Here is a 26300-nt window from a genome sequence, read left to right as displayed (position 1 = left end):
CACCGTTATGCAGCCGATTGCACAGCTGCCCAACGGCGCTTTCGAAAAACGTGCCTGCTCCGAGGAGTTCGTAAATGTCCGTGCGCTCAAAAATCACGAAGTGGCGAAATGTCAGCGCATTCTGCGTCGAGCGAGCTACCGACTACGGCGAACTGTTCGGGATCGAACTCGAGGAAACCCGCCAACGCCTGGTACGCGAACTAAGCGCGCTAGTAGTCCTCGCCGTGGCTGCCCTCTTCACGCTGTCGTTCGTGTGTATCGCGGTCATCGCCACTGCCTGGGGCACCCCTTATTTTCTGCAAGTGGTGTGGGGCGTTGCAGGAATGTGGCTAGCGGTGTCCGTCGTCGCTCTGCTCGTCGTTCGCTCGCAGACGCCCGGACAATCGCTGCAGATCCTCCAGACTGAGATTCGGCGCGATCTCGACACTCTCAGGGAAGCCCTCAAATGAAACGCGCAATCAGCAACAAGGACCAGGAGACCGCGATTCTGATGCGAATGGCGGACTCGCGCGCGGCGCTGGTCGAAGCAAACAGCACGCCCCGGCCAATCTCCGGCTCACGCGAACTAAACCGGTCTCCCGCCGCCGGCATATTGGCTTCGCTAGCAGATGCGCCACATGTCTCGTTGGTTCTCGCTTTGAGCGTCGGCGCCATAGCGTTCGGACCTCGGCGTCTGGTTGGCATTGCCGCCCGATCAGGGATCACGGCCTGGCTAGGCAGGACCATTCACCAGGCAATCTCCAAGACCGCCTGAACACCGCCGCGTCTGGTCGCACGCCGACCATTCGGGGCGCTGCTCCCCCTTAGTTCGCCGAACAATCTGCGACACCGCAAGATGACCGGCTTTTGCAGGATTCCAAGCATGGCCGCTTCAGATACTGGCTCCAACTCTCCCCATCTTGACGACGGCGAACAGCAACAGGCAGCACAACACGCCTCTCCCCGCGCTTTGGTGATCCACGAGGTCGTCAGAGAAGAAGGTGAGGCCGCCATGGCCCGGACGGCAGGAGCCCTTGTTATGTCCGCGCTGGCAGCGGGGCTGTCGATGGGCTTTTCTTTCCTGACACAGGCGGTCATCGAAAGCTCGTTGCCCGACACCTCGTGGCGCTTCCTCGTTACTTCGTTCGGTTACTCAGTCGGCTTTGTCATCGTCATTCTCGGCCAACAGCAGCTTTTTACCGAGAGCACGCTGAGTGCCGTACTGCCGGTCCTTACGCGTCGCGACCTCAAAACCGTTGCGAAAACCGCCCGGCTTTGGGTACTCGTGCTGTCGGCGAATATTGGCGGCACACTGATATTCGCTGCGATGCTGCAGATTCCGGGCGTATTTTCCGACGATGTCGTCAAGTCGCTGGGTGCGCTGGCGACACAGCCGTATTCCGGCAGCTTTCTGGTGACGGTCGTTCGCGCGGTATTCGCCGGCTGGCTCATTGCGCTGATGGTCTGGTTACTGCCCAGTGCGCGCTCGGCCCGGCTCGTGACAATTCTTTTGATCACCTATGTGGTGGCGATCAGCAAGCTCTCCCATATCATCGCCGGTTCGGTTGAAGCGAGCTACGCCGTCATGACCGGCGCGGCGAGTATTCAGGATTATCTGCGCGGATTCTTTGCGCCTACCTTGCTTGGCAATATGATCGGCGGCATCTCGCTGGTGGCAATCATTAACCATGGCTCCATAGCGGCGGAGATCACAGCGTCGGAGCCGCAGCGCCGAAGCGAACCGGCTGCGATCGGAGAACGGTCAAATGGGTGAACCCAATCGCCACGGGCCGAATGTGCGCGGCCGATGTTCGCATTCGCCGTAGTTGCGCGGAAACCGCACGGGCCCTCGCGACAGCGGCATGGTTGTTGCGCCGGTTCATGAAACGCTCCGGACGTTCCCATGCCAACCATCCTTCTAGTCGATAACGATCCAGAAATCCTGGCTGCTTTAAGCGCGGCTCTGGAATGGCGCGGATATCGGGTGCTTTTGTCCAAAGACGGTAGGAGCGGGCTGGAACAAGCAGGAAGAAATTTGCCGGACCTCATTGTCACGGATTGCAGCATGCCCGAGATGGATGGGGTCGAGTTGTGTCGGTGCCTTAAGCTTTACCCTGCCCTTACGGCAATACCGGTAATTATGGTTTCTGCGCAGGTGCAGCTTCGACAAAAGCCCGCGCTCTGGGACGCGTTCTTTCTCAAGCCGGTAGATTTCAATGCGATGGAGTCGACTGTAGGACAGTTGCTATTTTCGCGACCGTTGCGTGAAACGCTTCGCCCGTTATGGTCCGACCGTGCAATGTCACGCTGGCAACCGGTGACTTCCGCAATCATTTCCTAACTCGACGGGTCATGCCGACGGTGGAGAGCGGCGACATCCTACCGATGAAGAAGGTTGCTACCCCGCTCGGATCAAGTGTATTCCCGGCCGGCAGAGTGCCGCGCGGGCGTTTGCATCGAGAATTAACCGAGCGACGTCACGCGATCTTCTGAACCCAGCGGCTCCGCCAACCCGGCGCCTCGAAGGGATCCGAAAAATACTGGGTCTCGTGAATCACCTTGTCGTTGCAAAACTCCATGATGCTAACTGTGTAGGCCGTGCGCCCCTCATAGTTGATGGTGTATTCCGTGACCCAGAGATTACCTTCTCCCTGCATTCGCCTGACATTGAATCCTGATGGCTTACCTGGATGATGACTCCGCAGCGCCTGCAAATTGCTTCGCCCGATGATTCGTTCCCCTGATTGGGGATAGTCACAGATGGCATCATCGTCGTAAATACCGTGTTCCGCGTCGAGATCACCCACCGCCGACGCGTGCCAGTGCGCGCTCAGGGCTTCGCGTATCTTGTCTTCCTGCATGGCTTGCCTCCGGATACCGTTCACCTCTATCTATTGCGGACGCCGCGGAATAAACCCGGGGCTACCCGTCTTGACGACTTCGTTGTACCTCTGCCGCGTCTCAATCCGGTTGATCTCGTCGAACGCCTCTGCGGGAAGCGCGGCGATATCGAAATTCTCGCGCGCGCGGGCCGCCGTCCTGGGGGTGGTGAGCAATGCTCCGCCGCGCTGGATCGCCCAGGCGAGCAGCACCTGCGCCGGTGTCTTTCCAATTCGTTCGGCAATCTGCAAGATGACCGGATCCTCAAGCGGCCCCGGCCTGATTCCGTGACCTAATGGCGCAAAAGCCAGAAACACGATTCCCTTCTCCTTGCAGAATTCCAGAAGCTCCGTTTCCGGAAGATAGGGATGGGCTTCGACCTGCACCACGGCCGGCTTGATTCGTGCCGATTCATAGAGAGGCCGCAATTCGTCCAGTCCGATATCCGACAGTCCAATAGCCCGGCATCTTCCACGATCGACGAGCTCTTCCATCGCACTCCACGTGTCCAGCAAGGTGACGCCTTTATCGTAGATGACATCGCCGTTTTCGTCGCGCGGGTCCTGCTCGTCTCCTGGCTTAAACGCGAACGGCGTATGTATCAGATAGAGATCGAGGTAGTCGAGCCCGAGTCTTTCAAGGCTTGCATCGAACGCCGGTTCGACACGTTCGGGCCGATGATTGGAATTCCACAATTTTGTCGTCACGAAGATCTCTTCGCGCGCGATCCCTCCGGCAGCGAGTCCTGCTCGCAAAGCGTCGCCCACCTCGCGCTCGTTTCGATATCGCTCGGCACAATCGAAGTGCCGATAGCCGGCTTCCAGTGCGTCTCTGGTAGCGCTGGTGGTCGTCGCTGCATCGGGAATCAGGGTGCCGAATCCGAGCGCGGGCACGCGGCCGCCTCCGTGATCAAGCGCTATCTTTCTGCTCCGGAAATCGGAAGACTCAATCATGGCGACACCTCCGCACTATTTCATGCGCTGTGATGAAGGACCGACGCCAGGCTCCGCAATCGCGGCGTGAGGTCCATGAACGAAAAAAAACTTCAACCTACGCATGTCGGACCATGGCTTCGATAGCGATTCCTCGCTGACGAATTCGTGAACTGCTTACGCTGAGTCTGCTTGCTGAACACATGTTAAGTGCCGCTTCAGCGGCGGGCGCGACACCGTAGCTTGGACGGAGAAGTCGGCGCCGCTCGACAACCAGAGCGAGCAGAACGGCGGCCCTGACGCCCTTCTCTCTTTCAGGCCGTATTGATGTTGAATGTACTGAATATTGAGGCTGTCAAATCGAGTCGCGCTGATTCGCAACTCAGCCGCCGCCATCAGCTTCGACGCGGGCGCCACATAGGTCCGCGTCGTGATCAAGTGTAGCAAATGAATCACCGGGAGGCAGCCGTGGATTCCGGGAAAGTACAGCAGGAATCTGGTGTGATTACACCCTATGCAACAAAGCATGCGCACTGTTCAGTGTTGGTCAACTGTCGAGTGGTGAAGGTCAGCATGGCGTATGTGTGTCGCGACTCGGTTCGAACTTGCAAATAGCAGGATCCCGGAGAAATCAGCGCGATGGCCCAAAATGCGCAGCAAATGTCCCCAAACCGTCACAGCTAAAACCTCGGTGAAAGCCCATAAATCGTAGAGTGGTCTCATGGCGGTCAAGCGGTTGCTCGTCTTGCGCAAACTGACGCGGACTGCATGGCACAGAACTGTGCACTTCTTCAGGGTAAAAACCTGGACACACCAGACAATGCTGTCGCCGCTACCGGTGCATCGCGAGGCATTGGCGCCGAAGTCGCGAAGGCGTTTCGAAAGCGCGATTACCGCATTGTTACGACCGCGCTTTCGATCAGGCCGTCGGATGTGAATGTCGCGGGCTTCTTCTCGCCGCAAATCGTGGGCGCTGTAATCCTCACGCCGGCCCTGCATAACGCTCAAACCAAGGACGAACCTGAATGCCCGAGACCCAAGTCACCAGTACCAAAGACGAACTCGTCGCCCGTTTTATCCCTTTGCTGCAAGAGGTCAAGGACATGACCACGAGCACCGAGGTCGAGCAATGGCTGAATACAAAATATGGCATTGAAAGCGAGTTGTACAGGGATCTGTCGCGACTGATTATTCTCGGCGTGAACGAGGGCTGGGCGGCCGACGCCGAAATCGCCGGCCCGCGTTACCGTCGCTCACGACTCGTTGCACCCTGCGCGGAGACGTTCTTTTTCAGCATTACAGCGGTGCTGATGGACAGCACGGATAACACCCAGAACAACCCCGATGGCAGCTTCCGGGGCGACTATCACGCGCACCCGTATGGCGAGTTCAATCTGGTGGTGCCGCTTGATGAAGGCGCTGCGCTCGCAGGTCCGAACGGCTGGTGTTATGGCGGCTGGACGGCGCCCGCACCCGGAAGCCACCACTTCCCGGAGACCAAGGGCGGCGCTGTCATCTCGCTCACGCTTCTGCCCGCAGGACGGATTGCGTTCGACGTCACACCGCCGCAGCATTGAGGTGCTCAGCGGGCGCGCTGCCCACAAGACGGACGCCGCTAGTCCAATACAGCCCATGACGTGGGCCGTGCCACGCGTCCCCTTTCAGCCGCTGTAATCGAACTCGGTCTCGCGCCTGTCTACGCTTCGACGATGATCACGTCATAGTTCTTGTCTTCGGAACGCGACAAGAAACTTCTCCGGCGTCAGCCGTGATTCGACGCTCGTCCTGTTCGTGCCGATGTCGACGTTGAGCTTTGCTGCAGCGTCGACGATCCTCATCGCATATTCGATTGTTGATACGCGATGTCCTATTGCCTTGGAGTGTCTAAAGCGTGCCAGGAAAACAGCGGCTCGCACCTCTGCACCTTTGCCCAGGTTTGTGCTGTTAGCTGAATGGAAAAAGATCATTGCCAGGCGAGTGCATTGTCCTTGTTGCAGTGGTGACATTAGCTGGATTTGTGAATGGAACGGACCGATACGCGGACTTTTTGACTTCAGGAGAGCAGACCTGTCTCCTAGAATGAAATCAACTCATTTCGTGGCACCAAAACGTGAGTAAGCCGGCTGGAATGAGCACAGTAAAAACCATAAGCTCATCGGATGAGGCTTCTTCGCGGAGCATCCGGGATCTTTGCGATCGCCCGGCGTGACAGGGAGATTTCCCGACGGAATGCCCCATTAAATACCGGTGGCCGAACGACGATGAATAGCGCCAACTCACCGATAACTGGAACAGGAGAACCGAAGCTTGCGCCATCGTCGGCGCCTGTCTCTGTACCGGCGACAGGGATCCCTGTACAGCAAACTTCCGCCGAAGCGGAGCTACCACTGCGTCTCACAATCGGCCTGCTCGGCATGTTGCTGGCATCACTGCTCGCCATATTGAACGAACAGGTCACCGCGGTTGCACTCGCCGATATCCGCGGCGCGTTCTCGATCGGACGTGACGACGGGACATGGCTGACCACCCTCTTCGAGGCGACGAACGTGGCCACGATGGTGTTCGCGCCGTGGTTCGGCGTGACCTTCACCCTCAAACGCTTCACGATCGGCGCCGTGCTCGCCGTCATGGTCCTTGGATTGCTCTGCCCGTTTGCGCCAAACCTGCTGACGCTCTATGTATTGCGCGCGCTGCAGGGCGTCGCCGGCGGATGTCTGCCGCCCATGCTGATCATCGTGGCGCTGCGTTACCTGCCCCCGAAGGTCAAGCTATACGGGCTCGCGGGCTATGCACTGACCGCCACCTTCGGACCGGCGCTCGGCACGCCGCTCGCCGCGTTATGGACGGAATATGTCGGCTGGCAAATGGCATTCTGGCAGATCGTGCCGCTCGGACTCATCAGCTGCGTGGCAATCTACAGGGGACTGCCGGCGGATCCCACCCGACTCGAGCGGCTGCGTTCATTCAACTGGACCGGATTCCTACTCGGTTATCCGGCCATCGCCATGCTCGTGATCGGCCTGCTGCAGGGTGATCGCCTCGACTGGCTGAACTCCACGTTCATCGCCACGATGTTTGGCGGCGGCACGCTGCTGCTCGTGGCGTTCCTGATCAACGAATGGTTTCATCCGCTGCCGTTTTTCAAACTCCAGCTGCTTGCCCGCAGGAACTTCGCGCATGGACTGCTGACCCTGGTGGGCGCCGTGACGCTGCTGGTCGGTGTTGCCGCCATACCCGGCCAGTATCTCGCGCAGATTCACGGTTACAGGCCGCTGCAAACCACGCCGCTGTTTCTGCTGGTGGCCATTCCCCTGCTGATTTCGCTCCCGGCGACCGCCGCGCTGCTCAATCTGCGGCAGGTCGACCACCGCTGGGTCCTGGCGGTTGGACTTTGCCTGATGGCGATCTCGTGTTTTCTCGGCAGTTTCGTGACCACGGACTGGGTTCGCGAGAACTTCTACTGGCTTCAGTCGCTACAGATCCTGGCGCAGCCGATGATCATCATGGGCATCCTGATGGGCGTCACGACCGGCTTGCCGCCGACTGAAGGCCCGTTTGCTTCAGCCATGTTCAACACCGTCAAGACACTGTCCGGCGCCGCGGCCACCGGCCTCATCGAAGGTCTGGGCACCGCGCGCGAGCATTTTCATTCGGCCATGCTGGTGGACCACCTGGGCAACAACGCGCTGGTCACGAGCCAGAGCATCGATGCCGCTCACGGGCTCGGCGAACTCGCACACCGGCTCCACGAGCAGGCCGTCGTGCTCACCTCGGCGGATCTCTATCGCGTGATGGCCGGTATCGCCGTCGCCTTTCTCTTCGTTATTCCGGTGTTGCCCGTGCGTGTCTATCCGCCCTGGAGCACGACGCCGCCCTCTTCCCGTTAAGCGACGCTATCCATGTCATCCGCTATCCGATTTTCTCCCAGAACGATCCGTCTTGCTGCGTATGCGGTCATACTCGGCGTCGCTGTGCTGGCCTGTATATGGCTGTTTACCGGCTCGACCAGCGAAACCACGAACGATGCCTATGTGACGGCCGACTTCACACTGGTCGCGCCGCGTGTCGCGGGTCAGGTGTCCGAGGTGCTCGTTGAAGACAACCAGCAGGTCAAGGCGGGGCAATTACTGGTACGCATCGATGACCGCGACTTTCGTGCCGCGTTGATGAGCGCCCGGGCGGACGTGGCGGCAGCCAGGGCATCGGTTGCAAACTACGAGGCCGAGATCGCACGGCAGCCCGCACTCGTTGATCAGGCGCGTGCCACGTTGCGCGCGGACGATGCGACGCTCGAGTTTGCGCGCGCGAATGCTGCGCGCTACCGCAATCTTTCGGAGACCGGTGCGGGAACCACCCAGGAGCAGCAGCACGCGGCGAGCGCGCTGGCCGAGGAACTCGCGCAGCAGGCGCGCAACCGGGCCGCACTTGTGGCGACCGTGCAGAACCTCGACGTGCTGAAGACACAGCGCGACAAGGCGGCCGGTGCGCTGGCGCATGCCGAAGCCGCCTTTGAGCAGGCGAAACTCAACCTGTCGTATACGGAGATCCACGCGCCCATCACCGGCAAGGTCGGACGGCGTTCGGCACGTGTGGGCGCATTCGTGACGACCGGCGCGCCGCTGCTCGCGATCGTCCCGCTGTCGGAGGCCTATATCGTCGCCAACTTCCAGGAGAACCAGCTTGCCAGGATGCGCCCCGGCGACACCGTGCGTATCAAGGTCGACAGTTTTCCGGGCGCGGTGATCCGCGGGCACGTCGACAGTCTTGCGCCTGCTACCGGCGTGAGCTTCGCGCCTATCGCACCCGATAACGCAACGGGCAACTTCACCAAGATCGTGCAGCGCGTGCCGGTCAGGATCACCATCGATCATGGACAGGAAGCGGCGGCCGCATTGAGCGTGGGCCTTTCCGTCGAAACGGAGGTGGCCGTCGGCAGGCGCGCCGATATGCGGGTCGCGGGAGCGGATTCGAAATGAACGCGAGCGACTTCTCCCTGCGCACACCGGCGCTCGCGCTGCTGCTGTGCTCGATGCTCACGGGCTGTCTGGTGGGCCCGAACTTCGAACCTCCGCAGACGGCCACGCCCGACGTGTTCAACCGCACCCGGAGCGCACAGGCCGCAAGCAAGGCCGTCGAGTCCGGATTCACACCGCAATGGTGGACGCTGTTCAACGATCCGATACTGGACTCGCTGGAACAGCAGCTGAGCGATGCGAATCTCGATGTGGCGGCCGCATCGGCGCGTCTGCGGCAAAGCCGGGCGCAACAGCGCATTGCCGGCGCCGAAGAGTATCCGACGCTCAATGGCGCCGCCTCTTACGACCGCGAGCGCGGCAGTCCGAACGGCATCCTCTCGCTGCTTGGCGTCACGCCGACAGGAAGCCAGACGCAGTCGGCCTCGGGCAGTGCACCGCTCGGTGTCGCGCCGTTGCCGGGCGCCAAGGGCTCGCCCGCTTACGATCTGTACCAGTTCGGCTTCGACGCGTCATGGGAACTCGACTTCTGGGGGCGCGTACGACGCGGTGTCGAGGCCGCGTCGGCGCTCTCCGATGCATCGTACGAGGACCGTAACGCGATCCTGCTGTCCGCGCGCGCCGAACTCGCGCGCGACTACATCCAGTTGCGCGACACGCAGGCCCTGCTGCAGATCGCGAAGCAGAACCTCGACATCGCTCACGACGCCACCAAGCTCACGCAAAACCGGGTGCATGAAGGCGTGACGACGGACCTGGACGTGGCCAACGCGATGGCGCAGGCGGAGTCGATCGAAAGCCTGATCCCGACGCTCGAATCGCGCAACACGACCACGATCAATGCGATCGGCGTGCTGCTGGCGAAAGAACCGGGCGCATTGCAGCAGATGCTCGCCGAGCCGCACGATGTGCCGGCGCTGCCCGATCAGGTGCCAATTGGCGTTCCGTCGGAACTGGTGCAGCGCCGGCCCGACATCCGCAAAGCCGAGGCCCAGCTGCATGCGGCCACCGCGACGATCGGCATGGCGAAGGCCGACTTCTATCCGCGCATTTCGCTCAACGGCAGCGCCGGGTTCCAGAGCCTGCAACTGTCGAATCTCGCCGACTGGGCGTCCGGCCAGTTTGTCGTGGGACCGTCGATCACGCTGCCGATATTCGAAGGCGGACGCCTCAAAGGCACGCTTCATTTGCGCGAGGCGCAGCAGCAGGAAGCGGCGATTGTCTACCAGCACACCGTGCTTCAGGCATGGCGTGAGGTGGACGACGCGCTGGTCGTCTACGACGCCGAACAGCGGCGGCGCGACCGGCTGAAAACGGTCGTGAGTCTGAACCAGCGCGCGCTGTCGATTGCACAGCAACGGTACAAGGCGGGTGCGGTGAATTTCCTGGATGTGCTGAACGTGCAGAAACAGTTGCTCGATGCGCAGAGCAAACTCGAGCAGAGCAAGGCCGACGCCGACGCGAACCTCATCACGCTGTGCAAGGTGCTCGGTGGTGGATGGGAATCGACGTATGCCGGGCAGGACAGTTCTCGTTGAACCCGTGTTCTGCTGTGTGCGACGAGATGTGCGTATGAGGCTGGCCTTTCTGTCGCTGCCCTCCCTCAACCAGGAGGTCAGCGAACAGGCACCTTTACGACCCGCCAGCCGTTCCGACGTGACCTACACTTTTGCGTTCACCGCAGCGACCGGAAGCTCACGCGAACTTCTTCCGAGAAAACTTGCGGCTGCTCCCAGGCCGCAAAATGTCCGCCTTTGGGAAGGCGATTGTAGTGAATCAGCTTCGGATACGCCTTCGCGGTCCAGCTTTGCGGGGCAGCGTAGATTTCATCTGGAAAGACGCTGACGGCAACGGGGATGGCAACATGCTTCGGAGCAAAGAAGTTGAGCTTGTTCTCCCAATACAACCGGCCCGACGAAATCGCCGTGTTCGTGAGCCAATAGAGCGTTACGTTGTCGAGCACGTCGTCTCGCGTAAGTCCCTCCGGCTGACCGTCGAACACACGTGCGATAAGCGCCTGGCTGGCTGAGTCGTGGTCGAGCATCCACGCCGCGAGGCCGACCGGCGAATCCTCGATGCCGTACAACGTCTGCGGGCGATTCGCCATCTCCAATGCGTAGCCGAGGCCGTGCTTGTAGAAATAGTCGAGCTGATCGAACGCGTGCTTTTCGTCGGGCGAGAGACCTGCCGGCGCCGGCTCTCCGAGCTTGAGCGCCTGTGCAATGTCGTCCGGCACGGTTGCCGGCATGTTGGTGTGAATGCCGAGCAGTTCCGGCGGTGCCAGCAGAGCCATCTGCTCCGTGACGGCATTCCCCCAATCGCCGCCTTGCGCCACATATCGCGTGTAGCCGAGCCGCTTCATCAGTACGACCCAGGCGCGTGCAATGCGAACAGGATCCCAGCCGGTCACCGTCGGCTTTCCTGAGAACCCATAACCCGGGAGCGATGGAATCACCACATCGAATGCGTCCGATGCCGTGCCGCCGTGGGCGGTCGGATTGGTCAGCGGGCCGATGATCTTCAACTGCTCGATGATCGAACCGGGCCACCCGTGCGTAACGATGACTGGCAACGCATTGGCATCTTTTGAACGAACGTGGATGAAATGAATGTCCACTCCGTCGATCTCGGTGACGAATTGCGGCAACGCGTTGAGCCTCGCTTCGACTTTGCGCCAGTCATAGCCGCCCGCCCAATAACGCGCGAGCTTCTGCATTGTCGCGAGCTGCACGCCTTGTGACGCATCGGACACCGTCTCGCGGTCGGGCCACCTGGTCGCCTTGATACGCCGCTTCAATTCGATGAGTTGCGATTCCGGCGCGTGAACACGAAGCGGGCGAATAGCGGTCTTGTCGCCGCCACTCGACTTCGTGACTTCAGTGATAGTTTGATTCGTTTCCGCGAAAGCGAGTCGACTCAACGAGCCCGCAACAGCGGCCGCCGCAGCCACACCGATAAACCGGCGGCGCGACGGGGTCTGGGGAAGAATATTGTCAGCCATACAAGCTCCTGTTTGGCAAAGAGTCCAATGAGGCGGAGCGATGAGTGCGGCAGAACCGCAATATTCTGGGCAAGCGCCTTCACGATTGTCCAATTGAGCCGCCTGTAGAGGCAGCCAGTTGGCAAGCCTCACATCGTTATCGCTTCGACCGACTGCAAACCGCAGTTCGCAGTAGTTGTAGCGATTGTGTGGAAGCAAGCCATCCGGGTAAACGGCCAGCTCAGAACAACAGTTGTGTCGGCCGCGAACAAATACGCGTGTTCGCGTTTTTAGCCATCGCGGTATGGATTGAACAATCCCGTATTACTTCGCATCGCTCAATATATTCGCCAATTCTTGATTGACCGGTACAGTCATGTTCATTGGTATCTGCCGAACGGATGCCTACACTAATTCCTGTGGACCGGATGTCCCGTGCATTCCTTCTTCCGCGAATTTCCTCAGCATCAAAAAAAGGAAGCCAACATGAAACCGACCCAACCGCTGGTGGCTCAAAGTGCGCAACCGGAAGCCGGCGCGCAGCAGGAGTTCAGGATCAAGCACGTGACGCCGGCATACTGGCGCGTCACCATCGACCATCCGCCCTTCAATATCTTTGGTCCGGAATCCATACCGCAACTGAACAGCGTAATCAGCCAGATCGAGAACGATCCCGAACTGAAGGTCGTGGTGTTCGATAGCGCAGTACCCGGTTTTTTTCTGACTCACTATGACTTCGTACCGCCCCTCGAAGTCACGACGCGCATGCCGCCCGGTCCGACAGGCATGGCGCCGCTACCCGATATGCTCGCTCGCCTGAGCCGCTCTTCCGTGGTGTCGATCGTGTCGATCCGGGGCCGCGCTACAGGCGTTGGCAGCGAGTTGTCCCTTGCGTCCGACATGCGCTTCGCCAGCCGTGAAAAAGCCGTGCTCTCCCAATTCGAAGTGGGTGCCGGATTCGTTCCCGGGGGCGGACCGATGTCCCGTCTTCCCCGTCTGATGGGACGAGGCCGCGCGCTGGAAATTCTGCTGAGCGGCAACGATATCAACGGCGAGCTTGCCGAACGCTACGGCTATGTCAACCGCGCCTTTCCGGATGCCGAACTGGACGGGTTTGTCGATACCCTCGCTCGCCGCATTGCATCCTTCGACAAGCAAACCATCGGGGAGATCAAGCACTTCGTCAACATTGCCACTCTCCCTCCCGATAGCGAAGTCGGGCCACAGTGGGACGCATTCATTACCTCCGTACAACGTCCAGCGGCACAAAGGGACATCAAACGGCTGATGGAACTCGGACTGCAGAAAAATCCCGACGTGGAAATTCATCTCGACCAGTACACCGGCCAGGTCAATCAGCCGGACAACTAATTCCACCCGCTCGTAGCTGACCAGGCGATCAGCTGCGCGGGCTCATTTCGGCGGTTGCGTGCCGGCCTGCTCTGCAACGATATGGCTGGCATACCAGTCCGGCCAGTTTTCGTCATGCTGTCCTGAGAGTTTTTCATATTCGCCGTGCGCGGACGCGGCGCGTCGCAGCGCCCCTGCGAGTTCCACTGCCGAAGTGAATGTCGTGGCGTGCGCGTCCACTCTTCCGGGCAGTCGGGTGGTCACCTCCTGGAAGACCCAGCCATTTCCGTCAGGATCGCTGAACGAAGCGAATGAACCATAGCTCTTCCGCTCCGGTTGAGGGCCGCTCACGCGTCCCTCCTTGCCCGCGCGATGGAAAAGGCCGCCGGCATCATGAAAAACTTCGCTCACCTCGATGCCGCGCTCGACAAGCTCAGCGTGCGCCCTGGTTATGTCGGACACAATGAGAAGAAGTTCCTGTACCGATCCCGGCTCTTGTGTCGTGACGCCGTTGCCGAACAGGATCGAGCATTGCGAGCCCGGAGGCGTGAAATGGACAACCCGAAACGAATCATCTTTCGCGATATCGACGTCGAGCCGCCAACCTAACCTGGCGTAGAACTGCTTGGCGCGATCGACGTCGGAAACCGGGATGACAACTGTCTCGAGCTTCATGTCGACCGTCTGCGCTGTACCTGCAGCCGTCCTGGCCTCGTTGGGTGTTTGTGCATTGCTCATGTCAAGCTCCTTGTGTTTCGGTGATTCAAGGGTGACTGATACGTTTTATCTCCGCGACTCGGCCAGCTGATCTGGAATGCCGGACTCCTTGTGCGGCCTGACCGGATTGTTGTATCTGATGGCTTACCAGGAGGCAGATGAACGCGCGAGAAGTCTCCAGTAAAGCCCCCCTTTCAGAAAGCTTCAAGGAGGAAAATCAATAGTGAACAATTCTCACGAGTACCGGGGCGTCAATGAATTCCTTGTGGCTAAACATTCTTCGGCGCGACATCGCTGAAGAACTCGCCGCGTGTGTCGCACCTGACTTGTTCCACGCACGCAAGTCTGTTTGTCGCCGGAGGGTATTCGAACGCGGGGCCAAAGCGCCTAAATTAGCCTCTTATCGCAGCCGTGGATACGATCAATAACAGCGTCCACTCAATCGATTCGGAGGTTCTCCATGAGTACGTCACAGAAAGTCGTTGTCGTTACCGGCGCGTCGCAAGGCATCGGCGCAGAAGTCGTCAAGGCGTTCCGCAAGCTCGACTATCGCGTGGCCGCCACCGCGCGCAGCATCAAGCCCTCCGACGATCCCGACCTCCTGACGGTGGCCGGCGACATTGCCGACCCCGACACCGCCCGCCGCGTGATCAGCGAAGCCGTGGCTCGCTTTGGCCGGATCGACACGCTCGTCAACAACGCCGGCATCTTCGTCGCCAAACCTTTTACTCTCTATACCGCCGAAGACTATGCATCGATCACGGGTGTGAACCTGAACGGCTTTTTCTACATCACGCAGCTCGCCATTGCTGAAATGGAGAAGCAGTCCAGCGGCCACGTTGTGAGCATCAGCACCACGCTGGCTGACTACGCGATCGACGGTGTGCCCGCGGTGCTCGCCGCGCTCACCAAAGGCGGCCTGAACGCGGCAACCCGCTCCCTCGCGATCGAATACGCCAAACGCGGCATTCGCGCCAACACGGTCGCACCGGGCGTCATCAAGTCGCCGATGCACCCGGAGCAAACGCACGCGGCGCTCGGCGCGCTGCATCCAATGGGTCATATGGGCGAAATGAGCGATGTCGTGAATGCGATCCTGTATCTGGATTCCGCCCCGTTCGTCACTGGCGAAATCCTGCACGTCGATGGCGGCCAGAGTGCTGGTCACTGAGCGCGACCGTGCGATGGTAGTCGCCGTCCGACACGACCGGACGGCTGCCGCCAGCCTTTAGTCGGCGGCCGGTCTATCGATCAGGATCAAGGGGACATCATGCCAATCGTCGCGCCCCAAACAACCCGCAAGGGCGCGAACCCAAGCGCCGGTTCAGTCAATGCCGAATAACCTTCATTCCGCCGATGCCCGGGTCACCGGCCCACCGATTGGAACGGTGAAGGCCGCGCATATCGAGCCTCCGCCGGCCGCCAGCTGTACTCTTCCCGATAGTCGTTCAACGGCAAAACGGTCGCTGCATCCTTGACGTCGTATCGAGCCGACGATCTGAAAAACTGGATGCAATAATCGACGAATGTTCTGAGCCGCGCCGGAAGCAGTTCCCGGTGCGAGTAGAAGAGACAGATTTCGACCTTGCTATCGAATGTCGTGCACAGCGGCAAGATAGGCGTAAGTCGCCCGGCTTCGATATCCTCACGCACCATCGTTTCCGGCAATGCGGCAATGCCGGTCCCAATGACTGCTGCTGCCCTGAGCAAAATTTCGTTGCCGTCCATCGACGACATGGGCGACACGCTCACTCGCGTTTCGCCCTCGAGCAGATCGACGACATCCACGCCTTTTTTCCGCGAATCCGTGTCCAGCAGAAGAAAGTGATGGTTCAGCTCGGCGGCGGTTAGAGGAACACCGTACTGCTCCAGATAAGCGGGCGCGGCAACGAAGATCCGCTGTGATTTCGACAACGTGCGGCGAATCACGGCGGACTGCTCGACAAGATGCGGCGGAAGAATCGCCATGTCGAAGCGGCCGTCGTAAAGGTTGGCGGCACCCTCCTGAACGGAGACGATCAGATTCACGTTGGGGGCAATGGCGTGATAGCCCCGCACCAGGCGCGAGAAGGTTTCACTCATCAGCATCGGATGCACGATCAGCCGCAGCTTTCCGCTGTCGACTTCACGCGAGCGCGTAATGCGACGATTCGCTTCGTCGAGTTCTTCGAGCAAACGGCAGCAACTCTGATAGTAGGGTTGCGCCGCTTCAGTCAAAGAAACCGACCTTGTCGTCCGGAGCAAGACCCTTGTCTGGATGCACCCTTCGAGCTTGGCGATCGCTTTCGATACCGAGCCCGTGGTCACGTTCAGCGATTCGGCAGCTTTGCTGAAGCTTTGATACCGTGCGGCGGCAACGAATGCACGCAACATATAAAGCTGGTCCATCTCGCACCTCACTGGTCAATGTAGAGATGTAGAGCAGAGTGTTCAGGCGCCGCGAATCGTCACTGGCGAGACAATTCAAGCAGCCGGGAAACGAATGAAGAGTAAGCGCGAACGCTGCGTGGCACCATTGTTCGATATGGTGTAACGCATCGTGCGCTCGCGTGCTCGGCTAATACGTTTGGATGCGCGCGCCTATCCAGCCTGTATGCTCTTTCGGCCAAGTCTTGTGTGATCTCAGCACGCGGCTATCGCGGCGCATCCTGTAATGACGAGACGTCGCGGCCCATAGCGGGGGCGCGAATACAGGAAGGAAACCGGCTGACGAACGGGGAAACGTCTAGATCGGGCCACTCTGCAACGGTTCGATCGCGTTGAGGGCCGATTCGAGGATCATCGCGCGGGCATTGACCGGCGCGGGCTTCGAGCGCTGCGGATGAAAAATGCGGTCCCCGCGCCTGATCCGTTGCCCGCTCAACACGCATGTCCCTGACACCTTGGCGTTCGCGATCCGCCAGACCTGAGCGCCATAGAAGCAGCTAGTCGGGTCCCGCCACGCGATGGTCACAGTGAGGGCGGTGGTCCGCTCAATCAGACTCACTTTCAGATGAGGTAAGTGACCAGTACCCGGCATCGCTTCGAAACCATTGGATGTCCCGCGTTTTGGCACGGGTCTTGTATCCGCGTCCGCCTCGGGGCATCGAAATCCCGATGTCAACAATCGTATTGTCTGCCCCCACGGGTCGATTCGGCTACCCAGCATGGCCGCGCTCCTCATGAATCGAAACCTGACGTTTCACTCTCGCTGAACCGCACGCCGCACCGGTAACAACACGTTAAGCGCCCCGAACAGACGGCCGATGGTTCAAACATCCAACGACAGTGGCCGCTCGTCACCGATCGATGCGTCTGCGCATTTGCTTCGAAGCCATGATATGGCCATTGAGGTGTGGATAAAATATGCGCTCAGGAAAAGGGCTTTTTCCTTGGCAATAACTTCTGGCGTCGGCCCCATTCCTTCCCGGCATAAACCTGCGCCGCAAGGCCGCTCCCGTCGATCGGGACAACTGCATTCTTGCGCGACGTGCTTAAGCTCTGTGTTCAGCGGCTTCGATTATGCAGCGAGGCGCATGAGCGTCTGTTGAACGCTGGCCGCCGTAGCGTAGCCCGAGCTGAGCTGCCCGATCTTTCCGTTCTGCTCGACAAACAACGATGGGAAGCCCGACACACCCAACCGGCGGGTCAGCGCGAAGTCCGCGCGAGCGGCCTTTATCGCTTCGTCCGAGGACCAGACAGCGAGAAACGCCTCGGCGTCGACATCGAACCCCTGCGCTTTCAAGGCCGATGCGCCGATGCCCGCGAGAACCTCGCCGTCCGTGGTATCAAGTCCATCGACATAAAATGCCCGCTGGAACGCGCCGAAGACCGTCAGCAGATTAGCCGCAGGCTTGATCAGACGTGCCGTCGCTACCGCGCGGCAAACCGGTTCAGTGTCATAGACAAAATTCGTCCTTGCAAGCAACGCTTCGCGATTGAATTGCGCGCCGCTCAGTTGCTCGACGCGCGCCCAGTGCGTCAGGCGAAACTGCTTGCCCGCGTCGTCCAGAAGCTGTGTGGAGCCCGCGGCCAGGCCACCGAGCACCACCTGCACTTCAAGATCGGGCATCGCCTCCACGAGCGTTGTCATCTCCTTGTGGAAGCCATAACACCAGGAGCACATTGGATCGCCTACAAATATGAGTTTCATCGCTAATTCCGTTAGATTTCCACTGTTGCGCCGGCCCGTTGTGCCGATCGTGAAGAACACGGGATACGCCACCGGGCGGCGTTGGGTGGAAGGATCATAGAACCGAATCGCGACGCCACGAACCACGTTAGCCTCAATTCACTCTTTACACCGTGTAACCAAGGTCTTCCTGTTCGCCGATAGCTGTGCGCAGGTTTGACACGGGCGGTCTGCCCGTATAGATATGCCCGAGACCGGACCTTCTCTCCCATTGCATATACGGCCGTATGAGTTCCACACGCTTTTTCAGTGGGCATGCCACCCGTTCGTACAATAGTTTTCAGCGGCTCGGCCATGTACCTTGATCTCATGGCGAGTGCGGCCGTCTCGCGCACCATCATCTGGAGGGCGAGTCGTGAATACAAGGGAAGCAGCAAATCCGGTGATCAGCCTGCATGGCGATGCGCTCCCATCGGCACCGCGCGAGATGCACACCGAAGCCACTACAGTGAATGCGCTATCCGAGCGGGTATTCAGAACGCTCGTGCTTGTAGTCTGCGGGTGGTCTCTGATTGAAGCGCCACTAGAGTTGGGCGGAGCCGAAGTCCACGGCGGGCTGCTTGCCCTGCTCGTGTCGAAGCTCGTAGTGGTCGGCACGGGTCTCGCTGCGGTTGCCAAAGCACGCTTCGCTCGCGGAATTTTTGCCTTTCTCTGCGGTGCGAGCGTATTGGCCATCGCACCCGCACTTCCGATGGAATTCATCCATTCCTTCGCGATAGCAATCTTTTCTTCGATCGAATGCTTCGGCAAGGCTGCGTGCGTAATCGCATTCGCCGCCGCGTCTTCGCGGGAGAAGCCGTCGCGCGGGCAATAGCGTATCGAAAGAAATGCGCTTGCGCGTCGACGTACTTATTTGAGGAGGTGGTTATGTCTCGCGTATTGCACAACTGGATTTTTGTCGGCACTCACGCCTACGACGAGTACACCTTCGTTCCGTGGCTCGACAAAAACGTGTATCGGCGGACAGTGGAGTTGAGTCGCGTCTGCCTTCAGTAAGTCAATCCGCGAAAGCGAACGGATGCTTCGGTCATACGGATCACTCCATTCATCAGGAGAATAAACTTTCTTGCCTGATCGTCGCTCGGGCTACCGCGTAATGAAACGGTGGCGACGCAATGAAACGAAAGAAGACCGTGCGCAACAGGTAGCGATAAGCGCGAGCATTGCTTACTATACGAAAAGTGTCGGCGTCAGCTTAGCGTAACGAACTTTTCGAAGATCGAGCGATGAAACATGACAACGTAGGGGCGGGAAGTGAACCATTGCCGGACTCGCTTGTTTATGTGGTCGACGACGACGAGTCCATTCGAGGCGCCCTGACCTCTCTGCTCATGTCGGTTGGAATTCACGTTCGCGCCTTCGAATCGGCCGACGAGTTTCTCGCCACCGACATGCCGGATGTGCCAAGTTGTCTGATTCTCGATGTTCGTCTGCGAGGCACGAGCGGACTGACGTTGCAGCAGGATCCCTTCAAAGAAAGTGTTCGATTCCCGGTCATATTTCTGACCGGGCATGGTGACATCGAGATGTCCGTCAAGGCAATGAAGGCGGGTGCTTTCGATTTCATGACCAAACCCTTCAAGGATCAGGATCTGATCGATACGATCGCCGCGGCACTGAAAAGGGATGCCGAATTAAAACGCCAGGAGAGGATCGTGGCGGTTATCCGTCAAACCTACGATTCGCTCACGGCGCGCGAGCGGGAAGTCATCAGGCTGGTCGCTGACGGACTGCTGAACAAGCAGATCGCCGACCTCCTGTGTCTGAGCGAAGTAACGGTCAAGATCCATCGCGCGCAAGCGATGCACAAGTTGCAGGCGCGCTCGGTGCCTGATGTCGTCAGGAAGCTGCAGCAGGTGCTGCCTTTGCATTGAGGCGTCGGATTGCATTTTCTGGAGTCGCTGTGCGCTATCCGCCGTTCCAAGCCGGGAACGATCCCGGCTAATACGAACTGTCACTAAAATCATTCTAAGGTCTTATTGTCGCCTGCTCCCCAGGCCTGTAATTTGCCTAAAGGATTCAGCCTTTCCGAATCCTTTCGATGCCCTGCGGACTCGAGATGAGAACAAAGCGCTCTCCTGCGGTTATTGGGGTGGTGGACGACGACGAATTCGTCCGGATGGCGACATCCAGTTTGCTTCGTTCGGCAAACTGGAAGGTGACTGTTTACGAGTCCGCCAATCATCTTTTAGGTGATACGGGCCGCTCGGCATTGAAGCTTGTAGTCGCGGATATTCACATGCCGGGTATGGACGGTTTTGCGCTGCTGGAATCGATCAACCTATGGAAGCGGCCGGTTCCTGTTATTTTCATTACCGCCTACGCGACGCAAGAGCTTCTTGAACGAGCGGAAGCTGGCGGAGCCGCTGGTTTCTTCTCAAAGCCCGTGGATGATGCGCGGCTACTCGCGCGGATCGGCGAGATATTGCGAAAGTGAGCTGGCTGAAAATCCGTCTGTTCGTCAACGTGCATGTCGCGACTGTCTGAACCAGACGCCGGATGCGCTACGTATGCGCTACGTCGCCTTGCGCAGGCAACGTGAATTGAAACGTGGCGCCGCCCGCAGAGTTCGACGTCACCCATAGCCGTCCGCCGTGACTTTCCACGATCGAGCGGCAGATCGGCAGCCCCATCCCCAGCCCGTTGGGTTTGGTCGTAAAAAATGCCTCGAAAACGCCTTCCGGATGTTCGGTGTCGAGACCCGGTCCGGAATCCTCTACGCTAATGCAGAGTTCGTCGATACCGGACCTGCCGGATCGGATCACAAGCGTTCGCTCGCCGGCTTCCTTAACGCTCATCGCTTCAAGAGCGTTGATCATCAGATTCAGCATGACTTGCTGCAGTTGCACCCGATCGCCGTGGATCTGCGGCAATCCATCAGCCAGCTTAGCGCTTAACTCGACACCGTGTTTGCTGGCTTCGCTTCGCATGAACGCGATCAATTCGAGAATCGTTTCGTTGATGTCGAGTCCGTCTTTTCGCTGCGGCTCCTTTTTAAAGAAAGCGCGGGTGCGGTCGACGATGCTATTGGCGCGGCCACCATCCGCGACGATCCGGTTGAGCGCTTCGCGCACTTCGTCCAGATTGGGCGGGCGCGCCGCCAGCCAGCGCAAGGCCGCACTGGCGTAGGCGACCGTTGCGGTAATGGGTTGCTTCACTTCGTGGGCAATCGACGCCGATAGCTGGCCCATCGTCGCCACGCGATTGGAATGCGCCAGCTCCATCTGGAGTCCGACATATCGCCGTTCGCTGTCGCGCACGTGCTGTTGCGCCCGTTTCTGGTCGGTCAGGTCGAGTATGAAAGCGACGCCCTGCCCCTCGCGGTCGCCGAACGCCGCCGCGCCGACCAGCACGGGCACACGGCTGCCATCCTTGCGGATGTATTCTTTCTCGAACGGCTTGGCGCTGCCCGTGGTCGTCAATTCCACCCTCACCCGTTCGTCGAGTTCACGCCACTCGGGCGGCGTCAGATCGGGCCAGCGAATACGCGCTGAGACGAGATCATCTCTGCTGTAACCCACGATGCGCAGAAAAGCGTCGTTTGCTTCGACCACGCCGCCTTCGAAGTCCCAGATATGGATCCCGATGATGTTGGAGTCCACCAGCCGCCGAACCTTTGCCTCGCGTTCCTGGAGATCGGCATAAAGACGGGTGTTCTCAAGCGAAATGGCCGCCTGTGACGCCAGCAAATCGAGCAGCGAGGAACGGCGCGCCGTAAAGACATGCGACGTAGCCGTGTTCTCGAGATACAGGAGGCCGCTGAGCGTGCCCTGTCTGACCAGCGGCAGGCAGAACAGGGAGCGCGTCGCGCCACTTGCCACGTAGCTGTCCTGCGAGAACATATTGGGTGTCAATGCATCGTCGATGATGACGCTCTTTTGCGTATGGATCACGTAACGCAGAATGCCGGCAGGAACGGCGAAATGGGCAAGCGGCTCCCGGTTCAGCGCAATCCCTTGTCCATTGATGCGTGCTTCTGCTTCGATCCGGTAGCCGTCCGGCTGCTGCGGCACAACGAGCAGGCCGCGATCGGCGCCTGAGGTCTGCAGCGCTATCGTCATCAGGCGCTCGATCAGGCCATCCAGTTCGATCTCGCTGGAAAGGGCTTGCGACGCCTTGAGCAGCGTCGCGGCGTCGAATTGCCGCCAATCGAAGCTGAGCGTCGACGTCGCATTGCCTCCGTCCTGGTTGGCGAGGCGCGGAAACTCCGCGTCGAGTTGCGCGACTTTGCCGTCCGCGCCCCACAAGGCGAAGCAATGACGCGCGTTGCGCAAATACGCGTCGGCGCTCGTTCTGAGACTGCGACTTAAATAGAAGCGACCGGCGAGTTCGTTGGCGATGCCTTCGTGGTGTGGAAAGCCGTTCTCATGAGCGGAGTGGACAGCCTGTTCATAGAGGCGCATGGCGTCGAGATCGCGGCCCTCCACGCGCGCGAGCTCCGCACAGACAAGCGCATAGCGGTTCTGATAGTTCTCCGGGCAGTGCTCGGCCCACATTTCGAGCTTTCTGAGTTTCGCTGCGAGAATGTGCTTGCAGGCTTGCTGCTGTTCCCCGGACACCTGCGGATAAAGCGCCGTCAAGATGAGCGCATGAAAGAAGTGATAGGTCGGTTCGATCGCCAGCGCCATGACGGAACTGAGGACCGCCTCCGCCCGGTCAGCCGCCTCTAACGCCTCTGAATAGCGGCCATCGAGGAAAGCAAGCACGACCTTGATGATGCGATAAACGCCGATGGCGCAGCCGAAATTCGATTGGACGATGGCCTCGAAGCAGGCTGTTTCGTCGAATGTCTCGTCGTTCAGGTTCAACGGTTCGGTCGTCTTGCCGCGAAGACTGATGACGAATTGCCGCTCGACGCGGATCAACTCATACACCGCGTCGTTGTGACTCTCGCGCGCGAGCGCCGCGTACTTTTCCGCGAGCGCCTGCACGTCTTCGAGTGCAGCACCCTTCTCGATCGTCTGCCAAACCGCGTTGAAGGCTACATTGCCTGCAAAAACCAGGTCGCCCGCTTCCAGGCATGCAGCGGTGGCCCGTTCGAGCACCGGCAGATTGTTTGCAATGTGGCAGCGCCAGAAATTGACGTGCGCGCCATATAGGTGCAGCAGCTTGCCATTCAGGCGCCGATTGCCGAACTTCTCGTTGAGCTTGAGCGACATCTCTGAAACTTGCACTGCGGTGGGGATATCGCCGATCAGGGACACCAGCATCAACGCGTAGTTGCCGTAAGCAAAACTGGAGTTCTCGGTATTGCCGTGCTGCAAGGAGAGGTTGACCGCCTTCAGGGTGATGAGCGGATAGAACGCGGGCCGGGCGGCGAAAGCGCAGTTCATCGCCTGAAGCAGAAGATTGACGATTGCACGGATCGCGGGATCCGTCGCCACCGGCACGTCGACGAGTTCGTCGACGCGACGCCCGGCCTGATTGACGTGAACGTCCCGCAATGCGTGGTCGAGGGCCGCCTGGATGTCCTGATCGTTTTCAGGAAAGAGGATGCCGAAATCGCGCAGCGCAGCCAGCGCGACCGCGAAGCTCTCGTCATATCTTCCGGCGAGCTGATACAACTCGATGCGCAGACTGAAAATCTTCGCACGATCGAGATTGGAGCGCGCTCTCGCGAGCATCATGTCGACCAGCGCGTCGGCTTTCGCAAAATCGCCGACCAGATACTCGCACTCCGAAAACGCGAGATAGAGATCGAAGGTGTTGTCGTAACGCTGCGCCCATGCGTCGGGCGACAGCAGCGCCGCGCCCTGCGCCAGATAGCTGCGCGCGGCCGCGTAGGCCGTCGAATTCATCGCGCGCCGCCCCGCGATGAGATTCAACGCAACGGCCTGCTCGCGCTCCGGCTCCGTCACGATCAGCGCCGCGCCGCGATTGAGATGGTTGACGATGTCGAAGATGGCATCTTCCAGCGCGTCCGACGGCGTCCGCGACACCAGCGCCCGGCCGATCCGCAGATGCGCGGCGCTGCGCTCATCGGCGGGAATCAGCGCGTAAGCGGCCTCCTGCACGCGGTCGTGTGCGAATTCATAAGCGTTGGCCACGCGAAAAACGAGTCCCGTTCGCACGGCTTCCCAGAGGTTCGCGTGCATCGTCTCTTCGGATCCGCCCTGAACCCACGTCAGTGCGATCACCTCGGCGATGTTGCCGAGGCACGCCAGTTGCCCCAATGCGTCGCGCGTCGGCGCAGGCAAGCGGCTTAGCTTCGCCGCCATCAGATCGGCGACGTTCTCGGTAAAACCCTTCGAACGGATGCGCCACAAATCCCAGCACCACCCCGCGGCGCGCTGATCGAAAGTGAGCAGGTCTTCATCGGCGAGTGCGGTCAGAAACTGGATCGCGAAGAATGGGTTGCCGCCGGTCTTCTCGTGCACCAGTTGCGCGAGCGGGCCGGCGCTCGCGCCGTCGCAGTGAAGCGAATCAGCGACGAGCTGCGTGACGTTCTCCGTCGTGAGCGGCGCGAGTTCGATCCGCTGCACCTTGCCTTCGGCATGGCTGATCGACTCCAACGTGCGCGCGAACGGATGCGACGCATCCACCTCGTTGTCCCGGTACGCGCCGACCAGCAGAACGTGCTTCACCTCCGGATGCGTGACCAGATGCGCGAGCAGGTCGAGCGTCGCCGTATCGACCCATTGCAGGTCGTCGATAAACAGCGCGAGCGGATGCTCCGGTCGCGCGAACACGCCGAGAAAACGTCGAAACACGATCTGGAAGCGGTTTTGCGCGTCCTGCGGAGGCAGCACGGGCGCGGGCGGCTGCTCGCCGATGATCAGCGCGAGCTCGGGAATCAGATTCACCATCAACTGAGCGTTGGGCCCGAGCGCCTCCAACAGCGCGTGCCGCCACGGCTCGACCTCCGCGTCGCTCTGGCTCAGCAGGTTGCGTACGAGCGTCTGGAACGCTTGAGCAAATGGCACATAAGGGATGTCGCGCTTGTACTGATCGAACTTGCCGGACGCGAACAGGCCGCGCGGCGGCACCAGCACCCTGTGCAACTCGTTGACGACCGACGACTTGCCGATGCCCGGATAGCCCGAGATCAACACCAGTTCGACCGCCCCGCTGCCCACGACGCGATCGAAAGCGCTCACGAGCGCTTCGATCTGCGCCTCGCGCCCGTACAGTTTTTCGGGCACCAGCAAGCGGTCGGACGCGTCGTGCGCGCCCAGCGGGAACGCTTGGATGCGATGGTGCGCCTCCCATGCCGCGAGGCACGACCGCAAGTCGGCTTCGACACCCGCCGCGGTCTGGTAACGGTCCTCGGCGGCCTTGGCGAGGAGCTTCAGCACGATCCCCTCGACCGGTTTCGGCAGACCGTCGACGCGCTCGCCTGGCGGCGTCGGCCTGCGCGCAATGTGGCAATGAATCCATTCCATCGCGTCCGATGCGGTGAACGGCAGCGCGCCGGTGAGCATCTCGTACAGGGTGACGCCGAGCGAGTACAGATCGCTGCGCGTGTCGATCGAACGGTTCATGCGGCCCGTCTGCTCGGGCGCCATGTACGCGAAAGTCCCGGCCACGATCTCCGGCGGCGCGGGCGGCTGATGTTCATGCGGCAGTTGCGAAGCGATGCCGAAGCCAGTGAGCCGCACGTTGCCGTTCCCGTCGACGAGCACATTCGCCGGCTTGATGTCTTTGTGAACGAGACCGCAGCGGTGAACGTGGCCGATTACCCGCGCCAGATTGACGGCGATGCGCAACCAGCGCGTGAGCTCCAGCGGACGGCCCAGCGAGCGATAGAGAGGCTCGCCGCCGTCGTCGTCGAGAACGAGCATGGGCGGCTCCCTGCGGCGGTACAGCGCGAGCGGCTGAGCCGCCCAGCTGGAATCGAGCAGCGGGGCTAATCCGTATTCGTGCTCGAGCCGGGTGAGGCTGTGCGAGGCCGGGCGCGTGGCGACCAGCGCGAGCACCGAGACGGCATGGCGGGGTCTGCGGGCGCGATAGAGGGAGAAGTCGCCGTCGTCGTGCAGCGGCTCCAACTCATATCCGGTGAGATCCACGGCGGACTCCACTGTCGATCGGAGTGAGTGCTTTGGCACTGGCTCCGGTCCCATGCAGAATACGGTCGACCGGAGCTGGTGCAAAGCGCTTGCCCCGGTTCCACGCTGCAAGCTTGCTGTAAAGCTGCGAATTCCATTTAGAAATTATTGTCCACGCTTCCCGCCTTCCCGGCTATTGCCTGAAGCGGCGTCCCATTTATTGAACAGCCGCCGGCGCAACACAAGAATGCTGACCACAAAAAAAACGGCATGCGCGGCGCGCTTCCCGCGCCCGCGGCATGCCGCTGCATGAGGCTCAAACCTTCCGACGCG

The 26300-nt window shown here is 60.1% G+C and carries 22 protein-coding genes; 14 read left to right on the top strand and 8 right to left on the bottom strand.

The window, feature by feature from the left end:
• Window positions 1–74 precede the first annotated feature (74 nt).
• From BPHYT_RS08435 to BPHYT_RS08420, 4 genes are all read left to right on the top strand, one after another.
• Window positions 75–449 carry a phage holin family protein gene (locus BPHYT_RS08435; RefSeq protein WP_012432723.1) on the top strand — a complete coding sequence of 125 codons (375 nt, stop codon included), beginning with the start codon at window positions 75–77 and terminating at the stop codon, window positions 447–449.
• Entirely contained in the window at window positions 446–754 is a 309-nt protein-coding gene (locus tag BPHYT_RS08430; RefSeq protein WP_041758388.1) for a hypothetical protein, read from the top strand. The genes BPHYT_RS08435 and BPHYT_RS08430 overlap by 4 nt, the downstream gene beginning before the upstream one ends.
• A 108-nt stretch (window positions 755–862) precedes the next feature.
• A complete protein-coding gene (locus BPHYT_RS08425; protein ID WP_049868980.1) occupies window positions 863–1753 on the top strand; it encodes a formate/nitrite transporter family protein in 891 nt (296 codons plus the stop codon).
• Window positions 1754–1882: 129 nt separating this feature from the next.
• Window positions 1883–2320: a response regulator gene (locus tag BPHYT_RS08420; protein WP_012432720.1), complete on the top strand. Its 438-nt coding sequence runs from the start codon at window positions 1883–1885 to the stop codon at window positions 2318–2320.
• Between the two features lie 136 nt (window positions 2321–2456).
• On the opposite strand, the gene BPHYT_RS08415 is transcribed toward BPHYT_RS08420, so the two are convergent.
• On the bottom strand, window positions 2457–2840 hold the full coding sequence (locus BPHYT_RS08415) for a hypothetical protein (RefSeq protein WP_012432719.1): 384 nt from the start codon (window positions 2838–2840) through the stop codon (window positions 2457–2459).
• A 30-nt stretch (window positions 2841–2870) separates the two neighbouring features.
• Window positions 2871–3812, bottom strand: a complete 942-nt coding sequence (locus BPHYT_RS08410) for an aldo/keto reductase (protein ID WP_012432718.1) — start codon at window positions 3810–3812, stop codon at window positions 2871–2873.
• 1004 nt (window positions 3813–4816) lie between these two features.
• Between BPHYT_RS08410 and BPHYT_RS08400 the strand changes: the two genes are divergently transcribed.
• The 4 genes from BPHYT_RS08400 to BPHYT_RS08385 all read left to right on the top strand — a co-directional run bounded on the left by BPHYT_RS08400 (window position 4817) and on the right by BPHYT_RS08385 (window position 10302).
• A complete protein-coding gene (locus BPHYT_RS08400) occupies window positions 4817–5368 on the top strand; it encodes a 4-hydroxylaminobenzoate lyase (RefSeq protein ID WP_012432717.1) in 552 nt (183 codons plus the stop codon).
• Window positions 5369–6052: 684 nt separating this feature from the next.
• Window positions 6053–7678, top strand: coding sequence for an MFS transporter (locus BPHYT_RS08395; RefSeq protein ID WP_041758385.1), 1626 nt, complete (start codon window positions 6053–6055; stop codon window positions 7676–7678).
• Window positions 7679–7690: 12 nt separating this feature from the next.
• Window positions 7691–8767: an HlyD family secretion protein gene (locus BPHYT_RS08390; protein WP_012432715.1), complete on the top strand. Its 1077-nt coding sequence runs from the start codon at window positions 7691–7693 to the stop codon at window positions 8765–8767.
• Window positions 8764–10302 (top strand): efflux transporter outer membrane subunit, encoded by a 1539-nt coding sequence (locus tag BPHYT_RS08385; protein WP_012432714.1) that lies wholly within the window; start codon window positions 8764–8766, stop codon window positions 10300–10302. Before BPHYT_RS08390 ends, BPHYT_RS08385 begins: the two co-directional genes overlap by 4 nt.
• Before the next feature lie 137 nt (window positions 10303–10439).
• Here the strand turns inward: BPHYT_RS08385 and BPHYT_RS08380 are convergent, their stop codons facing one another.
• The gene (locus tag BPHYT_RS08380; protein ID WP_012432713.1) at window positions 10440–11765 is read right to left on the bottom strand and encodes an epoxide hydrolase family protein; all 1326 of its coding nucleotides are present in this window, start codon (window positions 11763–11765) and stop codon (window positions 10440–10442) included.
• Between the two features lie 465 nt (window positions 11766–12230).
• Here BPHYT_RS08380 and BPHYT_RS08375 point away from each other — a divergent pair, with 465 nt between their 5' ends.
• Window positions 12231–13115: an enoyl-CoA hydratase/isomerase family protein gene (locus BPHYT_RS08375; protein WP_012432712.1), complete on the top strand. Its 885-nt coding sequence runs from the start codon at window positions 12231–12233 to the stop codon at window positions 13113–13115.
• 42 nt (window positions 13116–13157) lie between these two features.
• Here BPHYT_RS08375 and BPHYT_RS08370 read toward each other — a convergent pair whose 3' ends face one another.
• Window positions 13158–13832, bottom strand: coding sequence for a VOC family protein (locus BPHYT_RS08370; protein WP_012432711.1), 675 nt, complete (start codon window positions 13830–13832; stop codon window positions 13158–13160).
• Between the two features lie 439 nt (window positions 13833–14271).
• On the opposite strand from BPHYT_RS08370, the gene BPHYT_RS08365 reads away from it, so the two are divergent.
• On the top strand, window positions 14272–14982 hold the full coding sequence (locus BPHYT_RS08365; protein ID WP_012432710.1) for an SDR family NAD(P)-dependent oxidoreductase: 711 nt from the start codon (window positions 14272–14274) through the stop codon (window positions 14980–14982).
• Between the two features lie 194 nt (window positions 14983–15176).
• Here the strand turns inward: BPHYT_RS08365 and BPHYT_RS08360 are convergent, their stop codons facing one another.
• The 3 genes from BPHYT_RS08360 to BPHYT_RS08350 form a co-directional block, all read right to left on the bottom strand.
• Window positions 15177–16199 carry a LysR family transcriptional regulator gene (locus BPHYT_RS08360; RefSeq protein ID WP_012432709.1) on the bottom strand — a complete coding sequence of 341 codons (1023 nt, stop codon included), beginning with the start codon at window positions 16197–16199 and terminating at the stop codon, window positions 15177–15179.
• Between the two features lie 337 nt (window positions 16200–16536).
• Window positions 16537–16959, bottom strand: a complete 423-nt coding sequence (locus BPHYT_RS08355; RefSeq protein ID WP_012432708.1) for a DUF3331 domain-containing protein — start codon at window positions 16957–16959, stop codon at window positions 16537–16539.
• Window positions 16960–17310: 351 nt separating this feature from the next.
• Entirely contained in the window at window positions 17311–17943 is a 633-nt protein-coding gene (locus tag BPHYT_RS08350; protein ID WP_012432707.1) for a DsbA family protein, read from the bottom strand.
• A gap of 394 nt (window positions 17944–18337) precedes the next feature.
• Between BPHYT_RS08350 and BPHYT_RS08345 the strand changes: the two genes are divergently transcribed.
• From BPHYT_RS08345 to BPHYT_RS08335, 4 genes are all read left to right on the top strand, one after another.
• Window positions 18338–18796: a hypothetical protein gene (locus BPHYT_RS08345; RefSeq protein ID WP_012432706.1), complete on the top strand. Its 459-nt coding sequence runs from the start codon at window positions 18338–18340 to the stop codon at window positions 18794–18796.
• A 53-nt stretch (window positions 18797–18849) separates the two neighbouring features.
• Window positions 18850–18978, top strand: a complete 129-nt coding sequence (locus BPHYT_RS39430; protein ID WP_274378463.1) for a hypothetical protein — start codon at window positions 18850–18852, stop codon at window positions 18976–18978.
• Between the two features lie 230 nt (window positions 18979–19208).
• Window positions 19209–19856 (top strand): response regulator transcription factor, encoded by a 648-nt coding sequence (locus BPHYT_RS08340; protein ID WP_012432704.1) that lies wholly within the window; start codon window positions 19209–19211, stop codon window positions 19854–19856.
• Window positions 19857–20041: 185 nt separating this feature from the next.
• On the top strand, window positions 20042–20419 hold the full coding sequence (locus BPHYT_RS08335) for a response regulator (protein ID WP_041758876.1): 378 nt from the start codon (window positions 20042–20044) through the stop codon (window positions 20417–20419).
• A gap of 67 nt (window positions 20420–20486) precedes the next feature.
• Here the strand turns inward: BPHYT_RS08335 and BPHYT_RS08330 are convergent, their stop codons facing one another.
• A complete protein-coding gene (locus BPHYT_RS08330; protein WP_012432703.1) occupies window positions 20487–25988 on the bottom strand; it encodes a trifunctional serine/threonine-protein kinase/ATP-binding protein/sensor histidine kinase in 5502 nt (1833 codons plus the stop codon).
• Between the last annotated feature and the right edge of the window lie 312 nt (window positions 25989–26300).

The organism is Paraburkholderia phytofirmans PsJN (assembly GCF_000020125.1).
GTDB lineage: Bacteria > Pseudomonadota > Gammaproteobacteria > Burkholderiales > Burkholderiaceae > Paraburkholderia > Paraburkholderia phytofirmans.
This window is presented reverse-complemented; position numbering and strand designations above follow the sequence as displayed.

Excerpts from the sequence above, each read along its gene's own strand:
- BPHYT_RS08435 (WP_012432723.1), top strand. The coding sequence starts at position 75 with ATGTCCGTGCGCTCAAAAATCACGAAGTGGCGAAATGTCAGCGCATTC.
- BPHYT_RS08430 (WP_041758388.1), top strand. The coding sequence starts at position 446 with ATGAAACGCGCAATCAGCAACAAGGACCAGGAGACCGCGATTCTGATG.
- BPHYT_RS08425 (WP_049868980.1), top strand. The coding sequence starts at position 863 with ATGGCCGCTTCAGATACTGGCTCCAACTCTCCCCATCTTGACGACGGC.
- BPHYT_RS08420 (WP_012432720.1), top strand. The coding sequence starts at position 1,883 with ATGCCAACCATCCTTCTAGTCGATAACGATCCAGAAATCCTGGCTGCT.
- BPHYT_RS08415 (WP_012432719.1), bottom strand. The coding sequence starts at position 2,840 with ATGCAGGAAGACAAGATACGCGAAGCCCTGAGCGCGCACTGGCACGCG.
- BPHYT_RS08410 (WP_012432718.1), bottom strand. The coding sequence starts at position 3,812 with ATGATTGAGTCTTCCGATTTCCGGAGCAGAAAGATAGCGCTTGATCAC.
- BPHYT_RS08400 (WP_012432717.1), top strand. The coding sequence starts at position 4,817 with ATGCCCGAGACCCAAGTCACCAGTACCAAAGACGAACTCGTCGCCCGT.
- BPHYT_RS08395 (WP_041758385.1), top strand. The coding sequence starts at position 6,053 with ATGAATAGCGCCAACTCACCGATAACTGGAACAGGAGAACCGAAGCTT.
- BPHYT_RS08390 (WP_012432715.1), top strand. The coding sequence starts at position 7,691 with ATGTCATCCGCTATCCGATTTTCTCCCAGAACGATCCGTCTTGCTGCG.
- BPHYT_RS08385 (WP_012432714.1), top strand. The coding sequence starts at position 8,764 with ATGAACGCGAGCGACTTCTCCCTGCGCACACCGGCGCTCGCGCTGCTG.
- BPHYT_RS08380 (WP_012432713.1), bottom strand. The coding sequence starts at position 11,765 with ATGGCTGACAATATTCTTCCCCAGACCCCGTCGCGCCGCCGGTTTATC.
- BPHYT_RS08375 (WP_012432712.1), top strand. The coding sequence starts at position 12,231 with ATGAAACCGACCCAACCGCTGGTGGCTCAAAGTGCGCAACCGGAAGCC.
- BPHYT_RS08370 (WP_012432711.1), bottom strand. The coding sequence starts at position 13,832 with ATGAGCAATGCACAAACACCCAACGAGGCCAGGACGGCTGCAGGTACA.
- BPHYT_RS08365 (WP_012432710.1), top strand. The coding sequence starts at position 14,272 with ATGAGTACGTCACAGAAAGTCGTTGTCGTTACCGGCGCGTCGCAAGGC.
- BPHYT_RS08360 (WP_012432709.1), bottom strand. The coding sequence starts at position 16,199 with ATGGACCAGCTTTATATGTTGCGTGCATTCGTTGCCGCCGCACGGTAT.
- BPHYT_RS08355 (WP_012432708.1), bottom strand. The coding sequence starts at position 16,959 with ATGCTGGGTAGCCGAATCGACCCGTGGGGGCAGACAATACGATTGTTG.
- BPHYT_RS08350 (WP_012432707.1), bottom strand. The coding sequence starts at position 17,943 with ATGAAACTCATATTTGTAGGCGATCCAATGTGCTCCTGGTGTTATGGC.
- BPHYT_RS39430 (WP_274378463.1), top strand. The coding sequence starts at position 18,850 with ATGTCTCGCGTATTGCACAACTGGATTTTTGTCGGCACTCACGCCTAC.
- BPHYT_RS08340 (WP_012432704.1), top strand. The coding sequence starts at position 19,209 with ATGAAACATGACAACGTAGGGGCGGGAAGTGAACCATTGCCGGACTCG.
- BPHYT_RS08335 (WP_041758876.1), top strand. The coding sequence starts at position 20,042 with ATGAGAACAAAGCGCTCTCCTGCGGTTATTGGGGTGGTGGACGACGAC.